16 protein-coding genes are annotated in these 14,326 nt (G+C 66.5%); 11 read left to right on the top strand and 5 right to left on the bottom strand.

The annotated features are described in order from the left end of the window. Positions 1–40: 40 nt before the first annotated feature. The 5 genes from CFB40_RS33530 to CFB40_RS33510 all read right to left on the bottom strand — a co-directional run bounded on the left by CFB40_RS33530 (position 41) and on the right by CFB40_RS33510 (position 4,927). The gene (locus CFB40_RS33530; protein WP_011349899.1) at positions 41–544 is read right to left on the bottom strand and encodes an inclusion body family protein; all 504 of its coding nucleotides are present in this window, start codon (positions 542–544) and stop codon (positions 41–43) included. Between the two features lie 301 nt (positions 545–845). Continuing rightward, positions 846–1,229 (bottom strand): GtrA family protein, encoded by a 384-nt coding sequence (locus CFB40_RS33525; RefSeq protein WP_089433739.1) that lies wholly within the window; start codon positions 1,227–1,229, stop codon positions 846–848. Between the two features lie 15 nt (positions 1,230–1,244). Further along, complete coding sequence (locus CFB40_RS33520; protein WP_089433738.1) at positions 1,245–2,288, bottom strand: glycosyltransferase family 2 protein; 1,044 nt, start codon at positions 2,286–2,288, stop codon at positions 1,245–1,247. 24 nt (positions 2,289–2,312) lie between these two features. Beyond that, positions 2,313–3,692, bottom strand: coding sequence for a glycosyltransferase family 87 protein (locus CFB40_RS33515; protein ID WP_089433737.1), 1,380 nt, complete (start codon positions 3,690–3,692; stop codon positions 2,313–2,315). Beyond that, entirely contained in the window at positions 3,689–4,927 is a 1,239-nt protein-coding gene (locus CFB40_RS33510) for a glycosyltransferase family 87 protein (RefSeq protein ID WP_089433736.1), read from the bottom strand. Before CFB40_RS33510 ends, CFB40_RS33515 begins: the two co-directional genes overlap by 4 nt. A 1,051-nt stretch (positions 4,928–5,978) precedes the next feature. Here CFB40_RS33510 and CFB40_RS33505 point away from each other — a divergent pair. The 11 genes from CFB40_RS33505 to CFB40_RS33455 all read left to right on the top strand — a co-directional run bounded on the left by CFB40_RS33505 (position 5,979) and on the right by CFB40_RS33455 (position 14,320). Continuing rightward, on the top strand, positions 5,979–6,170 hold the full coding sequence (locus tag CFB40_RS33505) for a Flp family type IVb pilin (protein WP_039355485.1): 192 nt from the start codon (positions 5,979–5,981) through the stop codon (positions 6,168–6,170). Positions 6,171–6,311: 141 nt separating this feature from the next. After that, positions 6,312–6,503: a Flp family type IVb pilin gene (locus CFB40_RS33500; protein ID WP_089433735.1), complete on the top strand. Its 192-nt coding sequence runs from the start codon at positions 6,312–6,314 to the stop codon at positions 6,501–6,503. A gap of 82 nt (positions 6,504–6,585) precedes the next feature. Continuing rightward, positions 6,586–6,792, top strand: coding sequence for a Flp family type IVb pilin (locus CFB40_RS33495; protein ID WP_089429729.1), 207 nt, complete (start codon positions 6,586–6,588; stop codon positions 6,790–6,792). A 45-nt stretch (positions 6,793–6,837) separates the two neighbouring features. Further along, positions 6,838–7,377, top strand: a complete 540-nt coding sequence (locus CFB40_RS33490) for an A24 family peptidase (RefSeq protein ID WP_089433734.1) — start codon at positions 6,838–6,840, stop codon at positions 7,375–7,377. Positions 7,378–7,409: 32 nt separating this feature from the next. Next, a complete protein-coding gene (locus CFB40_RS33485) occupies positions 7,410–8,810 on the top strand; it encodes an ATPase (RefSeq protein ID WP_089433733.1) in 1,401 nt (466 codons plus the stop codon). Between the two features lie 35 nt (positions 8,811–8,845). Beyond that, positions 8,846–9,685 (top strand): Flp pilus assembly protein CpaB, encoded by an 840-nt coding sequence (gene cpaB / locus CFB40_RS33480; protein ID WP_089433732.1) that lies wholly within the window; start codon positions 8,846–8,848, stop codon positions 9,683–9,685. A 99-nt stretch (positions 9,686–9,784) separates the two neighbouring features. Further along, positions 9,785–11,713, top strand: coding sequence for a type II and III secretion system protein family protein (locus CFB40_RS33475; protein WP_089433731.1), 1,929 nt, complete (start codon positions 9,785–9,787; stop codon positions 11,711–11,713). Positions 11,714–11,733: 20 nt separating this feature from the next. After that, the gene (locus CFB40_RS33470) at positions 11,734–12,036 is read left to right on the top strand and encodes a hypothetical protein (protein ID WP_089429724.1); all 303 of its coding nucleotides are present in this window, start codon (positions 11,734–11,736) and stop codon (positions 12,034–12,036) included. Between the two features lie 25 nt (positions 12,037–12,061). After that, the gene (locus tag CFB40_RS33465; protein ID WP_089433730.1) at positions 12,062–13,333 is read left to right on the top strand and encodes a pilus assembly protein TadG-related protein; all 1,272 of its coding nucleotides are present in this window, start codon (positions 12,062–12,064) and stop codon (positions 13,331–13,333) included. Positions 13,334–13,346: 13 nt separating this feature from the next. Then, complete coding sequence (locus CFB40_RS33460; RefSeq protein WP_089433729.1) at positions 13,347–13,880, top strand: TadE/TadG family type IV pilus assembly protein; 534 nt, start codon at positions 13,347–13,349, stop codon at positions 13,878–13,880. Continuing rightward, the gene (locus CFB40_RS33455; RefSeq protein WP_089429721.1) at positions 13,877–14,320 is read left to right on the top strand and encodes a TadE/TadG family type IV pilus assembly protein; all 444 of its coding nucleotides are present in this window, start codon (positions 13,877–13,879) and stop codon (positions 14,318–14,320) included. Before CFB40_RS33460 ends, CFB40_RS33455 begins: the two co-directional genes overlap by 4 nt. Positions 14,321–14,326: the final 6 nt, after the last annotated feature.

Below are 14,326 nucleotides of genomic sequence, written 5' to 3'. Positions count from 1 at the left end.
TGATGCGGGCAGCCGCCGCGCGGCCGCCCGCCTGCCGCGATCAGTTATGGATCGAGATGAACGGATCCCAGGAGAAGCAGCCCTGGCTCTGGCAGTTGCGATCGATGATCTGGAACTGGAAGTGGTACGTTACGCGGCCGACTTTCAGGCACTCCGACGACCAGTAGTAGTTCGCGACCTTCTGGCAGGTCGGCACCTCGGGCTTGCTGGTGTTCGGCACCGGAATGGACGCTTCCGCGACGCGCGGTGTCGGCGTCGAGATCAGTTCGTTGCCGACGTTGCCGACGAACTTGTAGAACACGACCTGGTTCTCGAAGCCCAGCGACAGGCTCGTTTCACGCCAGCGGATCAGGTCGCCGACCTGCGCCTTCAGGTCGAGTTCGCCGCCTGCCTGCCCGGAGATGACGTTGTCCTGGTTGGTCACCATATAGACATAGCGCCAATCGATCAGCGTCGGTGCGGCCGGGTTCTTGCTGGGATTCGGATATTTTTTGAGAATGGTTTCGGTATCGAAAGAGACGAGCACATCAGTGACGCGTGACATAGAAGCTCCCGTTTGAATGAATGGGACTTATTGTTGCGCGAATTTCTTCGTGCGGCCGCCATCGCCTTGTCCTGCAAGGCTTCGTGCCGGTCAAGGCACGTGCAGGCGAGATGGCGAATGCAGATTATCCCGTTCGGTTAATTCCGGAAGCTGTAAAAGTAAACAGGGTATTAATGTTATTTCGGGCGGTAATTTTAAAATCGGCTTCAGTCGGCTCGATGCGTTACATAAATATAACGACATTGAACCTGTTAATCGAATGGCCGATGATGTCCGGCAGCGGCGGGCGGGGAAGGATCGCTTACCGGTAGGTCCACAGCCGGTGCAGCGCGAACGTGGTCGGCGGAACCAGCAGCGCGATCGCGACGATGCTCATCGCGCGGGAAGCTTCGAGCGCTTCGGCTGCTTGCGCGAGCAGCATCGTTTCGACGAAGCCGGCCAGCGTGACCGCGAGAAAGCGCACCGCGTTGCGCGTGCCCACCGTCGACGAGAAGCTCCACAGCGTATTCGCGAGATACGAGAAGGCCGTCGCGCAGAGGAAGGCGATCGCGTTCGCCGTCACCAGCGTCGCGTCGAACCGCGCGAACAGCGCCGCGGCCACCAGCGTGTGGATCGCGGTCGAGCCGAGCCCGGACACGCCGAAGCGCACGAGCCGCGTGCGCTCGGCATGGAGCAGGGCGATCATGGCCGTTGGCGCGCGTCAGCGTGCGCCGATCCGCGCACGGGTCGGCTGCACGCGCCGGCGCGCGATCTGGCGGCGCGCATCGCGCGCGACCGGGAGTTCGATCACCTTGCCGTGCGCCTGGTAGCGGCGGCGGATCAGGTAGACGGGCCGCTGCTTCGACTCGTCGTAGATCCGCCCGACGTATTCGCCGACGACACCGATCCCGATGAGCTCGATCCCGCCGATGAACAGCGTGACCGAGATCAGCGATGCGTAGCCGAGCACCGGATTGCCGAACAGCAGCGTGCGGAAGATGATGAACGCGCCGTACAGGAACGCGAGCGTGGCGATGCCGACGCCGATATAGGTCCAGCTGCGCAGCGGCACGGTGCTGAAGCTGGTGATGCCTTCCAGCGCGAAATTCCACAGCTTCCAGCCGGAGAACTTCGAGTGCCCGGCGCTGCGCGCGTCGCGCTGGTATTCGACGATCACGGTGCGGTAGCCGACCCACGCGAACAGCCCCTTCATGAAGCGATGCCGCTCGGGCAGGTTGCGCAGCGCGTTCACGACCTTGCGGTCCATCAGCCGGAAATCGCCGACGTTCTCCGGCAGTTTCACGTCCGACAGCAGGTTGTGCACGCGATAGTAGATCGCGGCCGCCGTGCGTTTCGCGAACGAGTCGCACGCGCGGTTGCTGCGCTTCGCCGCGACGACTTCCGCGCCGTCGCGCCAGTGCTCGATCATCACGGGGATCAGGCTCGGCGGATCCTGCAGGTCGGCGTCGAGCGGGATCACCGCGTCGCCGAGCGCTTCGTCGAGGCCGGCCGTGAGCGCCGCTTCCTTGCCGAAGTTGCGGGTGAGGTCGATCACGCGCACGCGCCGCTCGGCGGTGCTGATCCGGATCAGCCGGTCGAGCGTGTCGTCGCGGCTGCCGTCGTTCACGCAGACGATCTCGAAACGGATCGCGTCGATGGACGTCATCAGCGGAATCACGACGTCGAAGAAGTGCTCAACGGCCTCGCCTTCGTTATAGAACGGCACGACCAGCGAGATGAGCGGTGTATAGAGTGGTTCCCGCATGATGATTCCCCTTGTGATGTCGTTTCACCGATGCGCGCTGATGGTCGGTCGGCCGGTGCGGCGCATTCCGTACGCCGGGCGGTGGTGCGTTCGGGCCTGATGCGAGAACGCGGTTTCGGTCGAGTTGTCGCGTGTGTCCGGCATCAACGGCACGTCGTGTCGTTCCCGGGCGATCCGGCTCACGAGCAGTCCGAGCGACGCCAGCGTGACGAGCGGCATGAACTGGAACGACAGATGCGGCACGACCGCGAGGCCCGTGAGCGGCATCAGCCACAGCAGCAGCAGCCATTCGCGATCGAAGCGGCGCCAGCCGTGCGTCCACGCATAGCGCGCGTACCACGCGATCACGATGCCGTACCCGGTCAGGTCGTAGTCGTACAGATAGGGGCTGACGAGCAGGCAGGCGCAGGCGAGGGTCGCGGCGCGCAGCGCGTACGAGCAGGCGCCGCGCCATGCATAGATGACGGCGATCGACGCGATCGCGGCCGACAGCAGCTGGAGGCCGTCCGCGACGATGGCGGGCCAGCCTGCCATCATCGCGAGCGCGAACACCGACGGCATGCGCACGAACTTGGCCTGGCCGGCGCCGACGATCGCGTAGACGTTGTCGATCACATGCGCGAACGTGAGCCACGGGCCGAACCCGAACGCGAGGGTCGAGAGCGCGACGCTGCACGCGATCGTCGCGGCCCACGCGGCCAGCGCGCGCCATTGACCCGCGCACAGCAGCGCGAGCGGGAACAGCACCGCGAGCTGCGGCTTCATCGTCAGCAAACCGAAGCAGATTCCGGCGTACACCGGGCGGCGGTTCAGCGCAAGCAGGCCGGCGCCGGCGAGCAACGCGGTGAAGAGGCTGGTCTGCCCGGCGATCACCGTGAGGAACGCGCCGGGGAACGCGAGCGCGCACAGCCACGCGGCATCGCGCTGCACGATCGCGCGGATCGTTGCCGCGAACAGCCCATACGTGAGCCCGAGCCACAGCACGCGCGCCAGCGTGTACGGCAGCCAGCCGAGCGGCAGCACGAGCAGCAGCATGGACGGCGGATAGAGCCACGGCAGCGTGCCTTCCGCGAGATTCAGCGCCGGAATCGCGAGCTTCTGGACCGCGAGCAGCGCGGGGAAATGCCATGCATCGGCCGCGTGCCCGTGCGCGGCGAGCCACGCCGCGCTCCAGATCGGCGAGAAATCCGGCGACAGCGGTTCCGGTGCGCCGTGGTGCGACAGGACCACGCGGAGCGAATAGATGCCGATGAACAGCAGTTCCGCCATCAGCACGGCGGCCGCATAAAGGCGCACGCGTTCGCGATTGAGCCAGTGCGGATAGCGGCGCGGGCCCGCGATCGGGAGTTCCGGATGCACGTCGGTGGCGGCATGCGCGTGGCGGGCGAACGAAGGCGCTTTCATGGCGTGGTCCGTGACGCGAGGGCCGCGCGACGCACGACGACGAGCAGCACCGCGAGCAGCACGACCGGCCCGATCTGGGGCAGCTTCGTCAACCGGTTGAACATCTCGAAGACCGGCAGCAGCCACGCGAGCACGAGAATGCCCTGGTCGCCGGGCAGCCAGCCTTCGTCGAGGCCGTGCGCGATCAGGCAGAAGATCGCGATGCCGAGCCACGTCAATTCGTAATGCCACAGATAGGGCGTCGTCAGCAGCGTGGCGACCGCCAGCACCGCGCCGCGCAGGCGCATGTCGGGCGTACGGCGCCACACATCGACGGCCGCGGCGATCGCGATCAGTGCGACCGCCGCTTGCGCGGCCAGCGCGGCGGCCACCGGCGCACCCGCGAGCCGCAACGCGGCGAACGGCGTCGGCGACGCGTACCAGTACGACGCGAGCATGAAATGCATGTCGCGTACCGTCGACATGGCCTGGCTCAAACCGTGCAGCGCGCCGGGGCCGGTCAGTGCAATCCCGGCCGCCGCGAACAGCGTCGCGCTCAGCGCGGCCGCCGCGAACGTGCGCCATGCCCGCGCCGCGATCAGCACGAATGGAAACACGACGGCGAGTTGCGGCTTGATCGCAAGCAACCCGATCACCACGCCGGCAGCGATCGGGCGCTTGCCCAGCAGATGCAGCGCGAGCGCGGCGAGGCCGGCGGTCAGGACGCTGTTCTGGCCGAACAGCGCGGACAGGCACACCCCCGAATACGCGACCACGACGAGCGTGGCGGCGCGCGGGTGGGGAAGATGCGCGCGCAATCCCGACAACCGCGAGACTGCGAACGCGTAGCATAAAAGACTGCCCGCCAAAAAGAGGAAATACGCGGGCAGGAAAGGCACAAGGGCAAGCGGCGCGATGAACAGCAGCATCGTCGGCGGATAGAGCCAGGGAAGCGGCTGGTGCTGCAGAGACGCACCGAAGTGCGCGAACTCGGCCTGCTTGAATGAGGAAATGTCGTAGACCGATGCGGCGTGGCCTTGCAACACGAGATGCGATGCGGTCCAGAAGACCGAGAAGTCGGTGCCGGGTCGGACCGTGGTGGTCGACGTGAAGCCGTCGGTCACGATCCCCCACAGGATCAGCAATGCGGTGAAGAGCATCAGCATGATGCAGCTGTACGGAATGATCCGGTCGGCTGTCAGCCATTGGATGCGGCGTATTGCACGCCCGCGGATTTCACGGTTGGCTGTGTACATGATTCCCCGTCTGTCGTGAAGGCTGCGTGGTCTTTCACAGCCGTTTTCATGTTGTCGTGCCCACGGATCGAATCGCGCTGAAATCGCGTTGTCCGGTGAATTCATTGTTGAAGAAAAAATCGCACGATGCAAACCGCGCACGGACGGCGGGTATTTAAATTGTTCAGCGATACGCGTGAAAACCGCGTTTTCACGTATGAGAAAACGGCGCGACCGGATTTCATGTATCTGGCTTGAAACATTCCGGGTTTTTTACCGGGTTTGCGTGCCGCCGATACCGCGGCGCGCGAGCGGCCGGACGTGTTCGGGAAAGTCCCGAGAAAAAAATTGAGACCCTTGTTGCAGCGCGGCGACCGGCGTTCAGGCGTGCAACGCGTGCGCGGGCGGATCGATCAATTTTGAAACATTTCGCGCATCGCGCCGCGGGCCGGGGAGGACGGGCATCGCTGGAACGCTTGATACGCCTGGATTTCGTTCAAGGTGGCCTGCTCTTTGCGTAAGCGTTGGCACGGCAGTCGACGAGGTGACGACCGGGCGGTTCCGGCAAAGGACAGACGGAATCCGCTGCGGAATCACCTGCGGAAAGGAGGGCCGGAGCGCGACGGGGAACACGCAGCTCCAGGTCGATCAACCGAGCAAGACTTCGTCGAATGACCCATGAGACCCGGTAGCGTCAGGGCAATAAGAAATCGGCATGGCAGCATTGGGGAATAAAAATGAAAGACCACAGCATATTGCGGATCGCAAACCGCATTAAAGACACATTGCGGATTTTCCGGGAGTTTGTCTCCCGTTCAACAGGATTCCACGCGTCGAACGGCAGTCGTGCCGTTCGGGTCGATCGGATCGTCCGGTTCATCCGGCCGGTCGCACCGTACACGCCTCTCTCGCTCACTGCCTCATTGATACCCGTTCGCACGGACAGGGGTGTCTATCCCCGCTCCCGCAGCTGAGCGACGCATTCCGATTTTTCGAGTAGTGCCGGTGGTGCCCACCCCCGACGTTCTGACGGACGAAGGGTATTTCATAGCAGTCCGAAAGGAGAGTGCTCATGTCAAGAATCATCGAGAAGATCGCCTGGCTCGTCGAGGATCAGGGCGGCGTGACGGCCATTGAATACGGCCTGATCGCCGCGCTGATCGCGATCGGCATCGTCGCCGCGTTGACGACGGTCGGTACGGATCTGAAGACCGTCTTCAGCACGGTCGCCGACGATCTGGATTCGATCGTTGCTGCGATTTGATGGACGGTGCGGCGAACGGCTCGTCCGATTCGTTCGTTGGCACCACACGGCATTAACACCATGCCTCGACGTATCGATGCCGGATCAATCGATCCTGCCGGCACGCGAGGGATCTGAAAGTGACTACGCAAGGAGATCATCATGTCCAAGTTCATTCAACAAGCCAGCCGTTTCCTCCGCGACGAAGACGGTGTGACGGCCATCGAATACGGCTTGATCGCCGCACTGATCGCCATCGGCATCATCGCCGCGCTGACGACGGTCGGAAAGGACCTCAAGACCGTGTTCACCACGATCGCGGACGACCTCGATTCGGCGGTCGCAGCCATCTGATGGATCGTGCCGCGGACGGCTCGGCCGGTGCAGCGCTCGAGCCGTCCCCGGTCATCTGATCGACCCGGAACCGGAGACCATCATGCAAGCCACGATGCGCGTCGTACGTCGCTGGATCAGCGACGAGCAGGGTGTGACGTCGACCGAATATGCATTGCTCGGCGCGATGTTCGCCGTTGCGGTGCTGGGCAGCGTCGTCACGCTAAAAGGCTCGCTTGCCGATACGTACGAGGTGATCGCGACGGCCGTGACGGCCGCCGTGGCCACCGCGCTGGCAATGGTTTCCTGATCCGCCGATTCCATTGAATCCACCGATTCCACCGCGAGGTTCGCCATGCTCCCTGTTGCGCCGCCTTATCCGGTTCCGTTGTGCGTGACGCTGCTTGCTGTCGCCGCGGCCAGCACGGACATCGCGACCCGTCGCATTCCGAACCGTCTCGTCCTGCTCGGCGTGGCCGGCGCGCTGGTTGCCCAGTGCCTGTTGCACGGTGTCGTGGCAGGTGCGCTCGGATGGCTCGCCGGCGCCGCGACCGGCTTCGGCATGCTGCTGCCGTTCTACCTGTTGCGCGGCATGGCGGCCGGCGACGTGAAGCTGATGCTCGCGATCGGCGCCTGGGTCGGCGCGGAAATGACGTTTTACATCGTGCTGGCCACCTTCCTGGCCGGCGGGATCGGCGCCATCGCCTTCGCGCTGTTGCGCGGGCGGATGCGCCAGATGTGGGCGAACGTGCGCGTGTTGATCGCGCGGCGCTTGCAAGGCGCGAGCGCCGAGGCCGCCCGCGGCCCCGTCGAAATCGCATCGGTCGGCACGCTGCCGTACGGCGTGGCGATCGCGGCCGGCACGCTGGGCATGCTGTTCGTGTCGTGCGCATAGCGCGACGCATCCGCAACGAGGACGCAACGATCATGAACACGAATCACACCGAACCGAGACGCGACGCACAGGTGGCACGCCTGCCCGATCCGTTGCCGTCGCGGGAAGCGCATACGAAGCTGGGCGCGCAGTTGCCGGCGGCGCCGCGCTCGCTCGAGGAAACCGGGTTGAGCATGACGTTCGTTGCCGGCCTCGTGCTGAAGTCGACACTGATGCTCGGCCGCCCGTCATACGGCGACCTGGTCGAACGGCACTGCCTGTCGCTCGCGGTGCTCGACGACGTCTTCGCATTCCTGGTGCGCGAGCACCTCGTCGAGCTCACCCATCGCGGCGCGACCGATCTCGACGTGACGTTCCGCCTGACCGACGCGGGCCGCGTGCTCGCGCTGGAAGAACGGGCCCGCAGCGGCTACAGCGGTCCCGCACCGGTGACGCTCGATGCCTATATCGAATGCCTGAACGCGCATTCGGTGCGCAAGCTGCGCATCAGCCAGAACGAAGTGTGGGCGGCGTTCGAAGGCATCGTGATCGACACGTCGCTGCTCGATGCGGCGGCGGCCGCGCTGAACGCCGGCCGTCCGCTGCTGATCTACGGCCCGGCCGGCAGCGGCAAGACCTTCCTCGCCGAGCGGCTCGGCTCGCTGATGCGCGGCCGCGTGCCGGTGCCGCACGCGATTTGCGCGGCCGGCGAAGTGATCCAGATCTACGACCCGCTCGTGCACGTCGACGCGGGCACGCCGTCCGGCGGCCTGTCGGTCGATCGCCGCTGGCGCCTGTGTCAACGGCCGGTCGTGATGTCGGGCGGCGAGCTGACGCTCGACGAGCTCGACCTGCGCCGCGACGAGGCCGCCGGCTTCTACCAGGCGCCGCCGCACATGAAGGCGAACCTGGGCATGTACGTCGTCGACGATCTCGGCCGCCAGCGCGTCGAGCCGCGCGACCTGCTCAATCGCTGGCTGCGTCCGCTCGATCGCGGCGTCGATTTCCTGACGCTCGAATCCGGCAACCGCTTCGTGATGCCGTTCGACGTCTGGCCGGTGTTCTCGAGCAACCTGTCGCCGGAGCAGCTGGGCGACGACGCATTCCTGCGCCGCCTCGGCTCGAAGCTGCACGTCGGCGCGATGTCGATCGACGACTACCGCCAGGTGTACAACGCGGCCTGCGCATCGCTCGGACTCGTATCGGCGAGCGATGCATTCGACTACCTGCTGCATCGGCTGCACCTGCCGACCGGCAAGGCGTTTCTCGCCTGTTTCCCGGCGGACCTGCTGCGTCTCGTGGCCGCCGGCGCGCGTTACCGCGGCGATCCGCCCGAGGTGACGCACGACGCGCTGTACGACGCATGGGCGAGCTATTTCGGCACGGTGCCTGAACGGGACGGCAGCCATCCGCCGCCCGTCGAGCGCGGCGGGCGCACCTACATCACCGGTTGAGCCGTTTCTTTCACGATTCGTCGAGGAGCATTGCCATGAAAAACAGTCGAGCGGTCATTATGCTGGTCGTCGCGATGGTCGCGGGTCTTGCCGCGGTCGTGTTCGCGTCCCACTGGCTGGTGCAGACATCCACGAGCTCGGTCACGCCGGTCGCGGTGGCCAACACCGATCTGAACCTGGGCGAACCGCTCGGGCCGAACCAGATCCACATGGTCAGCTGGCCGTCGGGCAGCGTGCCCAACGGCGCGTTCACCGATACGAAGGGGCTCGAAGGGCGCGTCGTGCGCACCAGCCTCGCACGCGGCGAGCCGGTGATCGAGTCGAAGCTCGCGCCGGTCGGCACGAAGGGCGGGCTGTCCGCGGTGATCGCCGACGGCAGCCGCGCGATCACGGTGCGCGTGAACGACGTGGTCGGTGTCGCGGGCTTCGCGCTGCCGGGCAACTACGTCGACGTGATCGTCAACACGCAGGAACAACAGGGCAAGACCGACGGGCAGAGCATCTCGAAGATCGTGCTCGAGCACATCCTCGTGCTCGCCGTCGCGCAGCAGGTCAGCCGCGACGACACGGCGCCGAAGGTCGTCAACGCGGTGACGCTGGAAGTCACGCCCGACCAGGCCGAACGGCTCGACCTCGCGCGCAGCGTCGGCACGCTGTCGCTCGTGCTGCGCAACCAGGTCGACCAGAAGACGCTGAACACCGACGGGGCGACCAAGCTGACGCTGCTCGGCAAGGAGCCCGCACCCGAAGCGCCGCCGGCACCGGCCCGTGTGAAGACGGTGCGCGTGCACGTCGCATCGCACGCGGCGCCGGAAGTGCGGCGCGACTGCGTCGGCGTGCTGACGGGCGTGAAGGGCAGCGTCGAGTGTTTCTGAATCAGTTCATCGAAGTCACATAAACGGCCGCCGGCAATGCGCGGCGGCCCTGGAAGTCGATAACCGGCACGGCGCCGGTCTCTCGGGGGATCAGACGAAATGAAGATCAAACCGCAATGCACAGGTACCGGCCCACTGCAGACACGCGTCGCACGGGGCACGATGATGGCCGCGATCCTCTGTTCAGGATGGCTGACCGTTTATGGCGCGCTCGCGCAGGAAGGCGTCGAGTCGGCCGCGCTGACCAAGGGCGGCGCCAGCGCGCCGGCCGCGGTCGGCAAGGGGCCGATGCAGATGACGATCAGCATGGCGCCGGTGGCGGCCGCCGCGCCCGCCGCAGCGGCGGGGCCGCTGCGCGGGCCGAACTGCGTCGGCGCCGTGCGCGAATCGACCAGTGTCAGCGTGCCGCTCGGCAAGTCGCTGCTGGTGCCGATGCCGGAGCCGGTCCGTAATCGGACGATCGGCAATCCGGCCGTCGCGCAGGCCACGATGGTGTCGCCGCAGACGCTGTACATCCTCGGGCTCGCGGTCGGCACGACCAACATGATCGTGCAAGGCAAGAGCGGGGCATGCCGCGTGATCGACGTCGCGGTCGGCGCGGATGCCGGCGGCCTGCAGGCGTCGCTGATGCAGCTGATGCCGAGCGAGCGCGACATCCACGTGTCGACCGCCGCCGGCACGATCGTGCTGGCGGGCACCGTGTCGAGCTCGATGGCCGCGCAGCAGGCCATGCAGATCGCCCGGGCGTACGGTGACAGCGCGGGCGATCCGGCGGGCGGCGGCAAGGCGGGCGGGGTGCTCAACATGCTGAACGTCACGTCGCCGCAGCAGGTGATGCTCGAGGTGAAGGTGGCCGAGGTGTCGAAGACGCTGATCAACCAGATGGGCAGCGCGCTCAACATCCAGGGCGGCTTCGGTTCGTGGAGCGGCGCGCTGGTCAGCAACCTGCTCGCGGGCGTCGCGACCGGGATCGCCTTCAGCAAGGCGAACAACAAGCCGTTCAACCTCGCGGCCGACGCGCAGAACACCGACAACCTGGTCAAGATCCTCGCGGAGCCGAATCTCGTGACGATCAGCGGCCAGGAAGCGACGTTCCTCGCCGGCGGCAAGATCTTCATCCCGATCCCGCAGAGCGGCAGCAACGGCGTCTCGTCGATCACGCTGCAGGAAGAGGAGTTCGGCGTCGCGCTGAAGTTCACGCCGACCGTGCTGGGCAACGGCCGGATCAGCCTGAAGGTCGCGCCGGAAGTGTCGGAGCTGTCGCAGACGGGCGTCACGCTGAGCGCGTCCAACATCGGCGGCACGTCGATCCTGCCGCTGATCACGACGCGGCGCGCTTCGACGACGGTGCAGATGGGCGACGGCGAAACGTTCGCGATCGGCGGGCTGATCAAGGACAACGGGACCGGCGCGCTGAAGGCGCTCCCCGGTGTCGGCGAAATTCCCGTGCTCGGCGCGCTGCTCCGCAGTACCTCGTTCCAGCAGGACCGCACCGAGCTGATCTTCGTGATCACGCCGCACCTGGTGAAGCCGCTGCAGACCGCCGACGTGCCGCTGCCGACCGACAGCTTCTCGAAGCCGAACGAAGTCGACGTGTATGCGACCGGCAACATGGAAGGCCGCGGCGGTGTTCGCAAGCACGGCGCCCAACCGGTGAACGGCGCGGCAGCCGCACCGCAGACCCCGGCCCAGGCACCGGCCCCCGCACCGGCACCGCAATCGGAAGCGCCCGCCGCCCCGGCCGCCGCGCTGCCCGCGCCGCGCGCGCCGCAGGGGACGGACGCGCAGCCGCCGGCGCCGGCCGAGCCGCAGAAGACGCCGGCACCGGTTGCCGCCGCCGTCTCGCAGCACGAATCCGCCAACGCGGCCCGCATCGCGCGTATCGAAGCCGCCGCCGCCCGTCTTGCGGCGGCCGGTTCCGACACGCCGGCCCAGCCCGCGGGGCAGCCGAAGCGCCGGACACCGGCGGCGGCCCATGCGCAGCAGGTCGTGCGCGTGAGCGCGGCACCCGAATCCACCGATCGTTGAAGCCATCCAAGGGGACGCTCATGAAATCCGCCTACCTCGTCATCGTGCGCCGCGTGGCGCTCGCCGCACCGCTCGCGTTCGCGCTTGCCGGCTGCATGTCGTCGACCCCGGTGTGGGACACCCGCTTCGGCGATTCGGTCCGCGCCGTGACCCAGGCCCAGATCATCGACCCGCATGCCGCCGACCACGCGGCCTCGGTGTCGGCGCCGGGGGTCGACGGCGCTGCCGCCGCGGCCGCGCTCGACAACTACGACAAGTCGTTCAAGCAGACCGTGCCGCCCGCCAATGCGTTCGTGATCGGCATCGGCAAGTCCACCCAGTAACGACGGCACGCTCAGGGAGAACGCCATGAACAGCGCAGCTCGCCATCCGAAAGTCATGCGTCGCAGCCTGCATCGCCAGCGCGGTGCCGTCGCGATCATCGTCGGTCTCGCACTGGCGGTGATGATCGGGTTCGTCGGCCTCGCGCTGGATCTCGGCAAGCTGTACGTCACGCGCAGCGAACTGCAGAACAGCGCCGATGCGTGCGCGCTGTCGGCCGCGCGTGACCTGACCTCGGCCATCAGCCTGTCGGTGGCCGAGGCGGACGGCATCGCCGCCGGCCACCTGAACTTCGTGTTCTTCCAGAACAAGTCGGTGCAGATGTCGACGAACGCGAACGTCACGTTCAGCGACTCGCTGTCCAACGCGTTCCAGACGAAGAACTCGGTCACGAAGCCGGCGAACATCAAGTACGTGCAGTGCACCGCCACGTTGAGCAACATCGCGCACTGGTTCATCGAGATACTGAACGTGCTGCCGGGCACGAAGCTCGCGAACGCGGCGGAGGTGTCGGCCAGCGCGATCGCCACCGTCGGCGGCGGGCAGACGACCTGCGCGATTCCGGTGTTCGTGTGTCGCGGCCCGTCCGATCCGGCCTACAAGGTCGGCGACTGGATCTCGTCGCCGTCCGGGTCGTCGTCGACCTACGGGCCGGGCAACTTCGGCTGGGCGGCGCTCGACGGCTCGACGAACGAACCGACCCTCGCGAGCGAGCTGTCGGGCAATACCTGCAACATCACGAGTCCGCCGGATCTCGCCACCACGGGCCTGAAGTCGGCGTCGCTGCGCGCCTGGAACACGCGCTTCGGCATCTACACGAATGGCGCGAACGGCTCGAGCGGCCAGCCCGACTTCACCGGCTACGCGTATGTCGGCCCGAACTACGGGCCGCCCGGAACGGCCGGCATCAAGGGCGATGCGTACACGCAGTTCGTGGCCGACCGCGCAGCCTTCAAGTCCTACCAGGGCGACGGCGCGCCGCCGACCGGCAGCGGGATCAACACCAACGGCACCGCGACGGCGAGCAACTACCAGACTTACGGCAGCGACCGCCGTGTCGCGCTCGCGCCGGAAGGCGACTGTTCGACGCTGAAGGGCAGCAGCGGCAAGGTGCACGTCACGCAATGGGACTGCGTGCTGATGCTCGATCCGCTGCCGTTCAGCTCCGGCAGCGGCGCGATCGTCGCGCACCTCGAATACCTCGGCTCGTCGGTCTCCGGCAACAATCCGTGCGCGACGCACGGCTTGCCGGGCAGCGGCAGCGCGTCCGGGACCCAGGTCCCGATGCTCGTTCAATAGCGGAGAGCGGATCATGAAAAAGCCCCCGTTTCGCCGTTCGCGCACCCGCGGCGCCGTCGCCGTCGAGTTCGCGCTCGTGCTGATGCCGATGATCATGCTCGCGACCGGCGTGGCCGAGTTCGGCCGCGCGATCTACCAGTTCGAGACGCTGACCAAGGCGACGCGCGATGCGGCGCGCTACCTGTCGGTCTGGTTGCCGACCGACAGCGCGTATCCGGCGTCGCAGGCGCAGTGCCTCGTCGTCTACGGCAGCACGACGTGCGGCGCCGCCGGCACCGAGCTGGTGCCGGGGCTCAAGACGTCGATGGTGACGATCTGCGACGCGCAGCGCACGACCGGCTGCAGCGACACGTCCGACCCGTCGCAGTTCGCGAACCTGCCGACCTACGACTCGAACAACAACGCGTCGGGCGGCACCGCGACGGGCGCGATCAACGTCGTCGAAGTGAAGATCACGGGCTACAAGTACCAGCCGATCCCCGCGTTCCCGGGGCTGCCGTCGATCACCTTCAACAACATCGTCACCGTGATGAGGCAAGTGTCATGAACGCGCGCCATGCCCCCCCGTCACGCCGGCGTGCCCAACGCGGCTCGGCGATCGTCGAGTTCGCGCTGATCGCATGGATCCTGATCATGCTGCTGATCGGCATCTTCGAATTCGGCCGCGTGCTGTTCTACTGGAGCACCGCGAGCGAAGCCGTGCGCCTGGGCGCGCGCACGGCGGTGGTGTGCGACGTGAATGCGGCCGGCGTCGTGAAGCGGGTGAGAGCGCTGCTGCCGCTGCTGTCGAACGCGAACGTGTCGGTGAACTACTCGCCCGCGAGCTGTGACGTGAATTCGTGCGCGTTCGTGACGGTCAGCGTCACGAACGTCACGGTCAAGACGATGATCCCGTTCGTGAACATCACGGTGACGATGCCGCCGTTCACGACGACACTGCCGCGCGAAAGCCTCACTTCCGCGACCGGCGGCGCCAACTGTAATTAATCGAAC

The sequence above is a fragment of the Burkholderia sp. AU31652 genome (genome assembly GCF_002223155.1).
Taxonomy (GTDB): domain Bacteria; phylum Pseudomonadota; class Gammaproteobacteria; order Burkholderiales; family Burkholderiaceae; genus Burkholderia.
The sequence above is the reverse complement of the archived record's forward strand: the minus strand, read 5'-3'. Positions and strand labels throughout refer to the sequence as shown.

Coding starts and splice junctions, on each gene's coding strand:
- CFB40_RS33530 (WP_011349899.1), bottom strand. CDS start 544: ATGTCACGCGTCACTGATGTGCTCGTCTCTTTCGATACCGAAACCATT.
- CFB40_RS33465 (WP_089433730.1), top strand. CDS start 12,062: ATGAACAGCGCAGCTCGCCATCCGAAAGTCATGCGTCGCAGCCTGCAT.
- CFB40_RS33460 (WP_089433729.1), top strand. CDS start 13,347: ATGAAAAAGCCCCCGTTTCGCCGTTCGCGCACCCGCGGCGCCGTCGCC.
- CFB40_RS33475 (WP_089433731.1), top strand. CDS start 9,785: ATGAAGATCAAACCGCAATGCACAGGTACCGGCCCACTGCAGACACGC.
- CFB40_RS33510 (WP_089433736.1), bottom strand. CDS start 4,927: ATGTACACAGCCAACCGTGAAATCCGCGGGCGTGCAATACGCCGCATC.
- CFB40_RS33455 (WP_089429721.1), top strand. CDS start 13,877: ATGAACGCGCGCCATGCCCCCCCGTCACGCCGGCGTGCCCAACGCGGC.
- CFB40_RS33515 (WP_089433737.1), bottom strand. CDS start 3,692: ATGAAAGCGCCTTCGTTCGCCCGCCACGCGCATGCCGCCACCGACGTG.
- CFB40_RS33495 (WP_089429729.1), top strand. CDS start 6,586: ATGCAAGCCACGATGCGCGTCGTACGTCGCTGGATCAGCGACGAGCAG.
- CFB40_RS33525 (WP_089433739.1), bottom strand. CDS start 1,229: ATGATCGCCCTGCTCCATGCCGAGCGCACGCGGCTCGTGCGCTTCGGC.
- cpaB (WP_089433732.1), top strand. CDS start 8,846: ATGAAAAACAGTCGAGCGGTCATTATGCTGGTCGTCGCGATGGTCGCG.
- CFB40_RS33485 (WP_089433733.1), top strand. CDS start 7,410: ATGAACACGAATCACACCGAACCGAGACGCGACGCACAGGTGGCACGC.
- CFB40_RS33470 (WP_089429724.1), top strand. CDS start 11,734: ATGAAATCCGCCTACCTCGTCATCGTGCGCCGCGTGGCGCTCGCCGCA.
- CFB40_RS33505 (WP_039355485.1), top strand. CDS start 5,979: ATGTCAAGAATCATCGAGAAGATCGCCTGGCTCGTCGAGGATCAGGGC.
- CFB40_RS33520 (WP_089433738.1), bottom strand. CDS start 2,288: ATGCGGGAACCACTCTATACACCGCTCATCTCGCTGGTCGTGCCGTTC.
- CFB40_RS33500 (WP_089433735.1), top strand. CDS start 6,312: ATGTCCAAGTTCATTCAACAAGCCAGCCGTTTCCTCCGCGACGAAGAC.
- CFB40_RS33490 (WP_089433734.1), top strand. CDS start 6,838: ATGCTCCCTGTTGCGCCGCCTTATCCGGTTCCGTTGTGCGTGACGCTG.